General features: G+C 70.2%; 2 protein-coding genes. Both read right to left on the reverse strand.

Translation table 11 applies throughout. The features are described 5' to 3' along the window. Positions 1 to 935 (reverse strand): glycosyltransferase family 9 protein (locus tag VJ307_10755; GenBank protein ID HJX74615.1); only part of this gene is annotated, 935 nt, incomplete at its 3' end. Between the two features lies 1 nt (position 936). Further along, positions 937 to 1,823, reverse strand: an 887-nt coding sequence (waaF, locus tag VJ307_10760; GenBank protein ID HJX74616.1) for a lipopolysaccharide heptosyltransferase II, incomplete at its 5' end; no start/stop codon positions are given.

The following is a 1,823-nucleotide window of genomic DNA, read 5'->3' on the forward strand; positions in this document are numbered from 1 at the left end:
TTCGGCCCGTACGGCGCGTTCCGGTTCCCGTCGGTCACGCGGAAGACGGAAACGGTCCTGGCGCCCACCGCCGCCGCGATGTGCAAGGGGCCCGTGTCGGGCGCGAGGAGATACCCGCAATAGCGGAAAAGCGCAGCGAGCTCCTTGAGGGAGAGCCGGGGGAGCAGCTCCACCCTTATTCCGGCCCTCTCGCGGATCCTCACGGCCTCGTCCCGCTCCTCCGCGCTCCCCCAGGAGAGGAGGACGCCCAGCCGGGGGTACCGGGCCCGAAGGGCGCGGACCGCCCCGGCCCAGAACGCGGGGTCCATCCGCTTGGTGCCCCAGGTCGTGCCGTGGTGAACGACCACAACCGGCGACGCGCCGGGCGCGAGTTCCCGCACGGTGCGCCCCGCTAGATCCTCCTCCGCGGGAGAGGTCACGATGTCCGTCTCCAGCGCGCCGAGGTCGAACCGGCCGCCGAACGGGGCGGCCACGACCCGCAGGTATTTCTGGCTGATGTGGCGGTCCTCCGGCCGCAGCGCGATCTTCCGGTTGGTGAAGAGGAGATTCGGGACCTCCCGCACCCCGTGCCGGTCGAAACCGTACCGCAAGGGGGCGCCCGAGAGGCGGGTCACGACCCCGCTCTTGGCGTTCCCCTGGATGTCGAAGGCGAGGTCGTACTTCCCGTGGCGCAGGTTCCGGACCGCCTCCCCGGCTTCCCGGCGGGCATCCCGGGCCGACCACCGCCTCTTCCACGCCTTGAGGTCAAGAGGGATCACGCGGCGCAGGCCCGGATTCCCCTCGAGCAGGGGGGCGAACCGCCGGTCGACCACCCAGTCCACCTGCGCTCCGGGGGCCTCCTTGCGGAGGTAGTCGACGACGGGAAGGGCGTGGGCCACATCCCCCAGCGCCGAGAGTTTCACCACGAGGATCCTCCGGAACCCCGGCGGCCCCATCTCACCGGACCTCCGCCATGAGTTCGCGCGCCGCCGCGATGACCATGTCGGCGGTGACCCCCACCATGCATTCATGCCCCCGGTCGCACTCCCTCCGGTGGCAGGAGGAGCAGTCGACGTCCACCCGGACGATCCTCGCCTTTTTTGTCCACGGGGAGGTCTTCCGCCAATCCGTGGGTCCGAAAATGGCCACCAGGGGGACACCGAACGCCGCCCCGATGTGCATCGGCCCGGAGTCGTTCGTCACCAGGAACGAGCAGGAGGCAAGCAGGGCCATCACCTCCCGCACCGTGGTGCGCCCGGCGAGATTCACCGCCTTGCGGCCCATCGCCGTCTCGATCTCCGCGGAAAGAGGCGCCTCCGGGACCGACCCCATCAGGACGACGGCGGCGTTCCATTCCTCCGACAGGGTGTCGGCCACCTTCGCGAACCGGTCCGGGAACCAGCGCTTCGCCGACCCATAGGTCGCTCCCGGGTTGATCCCCACGATCCTCCTCCCCTCGGGGACGCCCAGCCCGGCGAGCCGGGAACGCATCGACTGCCGTTCCTCCGCGGTCACCCGCAGCAGCAGCCGGGGTGCTTCCGGGCGGGGAACCCCGAGCTCCGCGAGGAGCCGCAGGTAATATTCCGCGTGATGCAGGGAGAGGATCTCCTCCGTCACCGGGACGGGGTGCGAGAGGAGCAGCCGCCTCCCGTCCGTCGCATACCCCATCCTTTCCGGTATGCCGGCGAGAAAAGCGAGAAGCGCGGCGTCGATGGCGTTCTGGAGCAGGACGGCGGCTTCGTATCCGCCTCTCCGCAATTCCCCGGCCTTCCGGAGCATGCCGATGGCCCCGGCGTGCGCGCCCTCCTTGTCGTACACCTCGATCCCGTCGATGTCCGGGTGAT

Source organism: Candidatus Deferrimicrobiaceae bacterium (genome assembly GCA_035256765.1).
Classification (GTDB): domain Bacteria; phylum Desulfobacterota; class Deferrimicrobia; order Deferrimicrobiales; family Deferrimicrobiaceae; genus CSP1-8.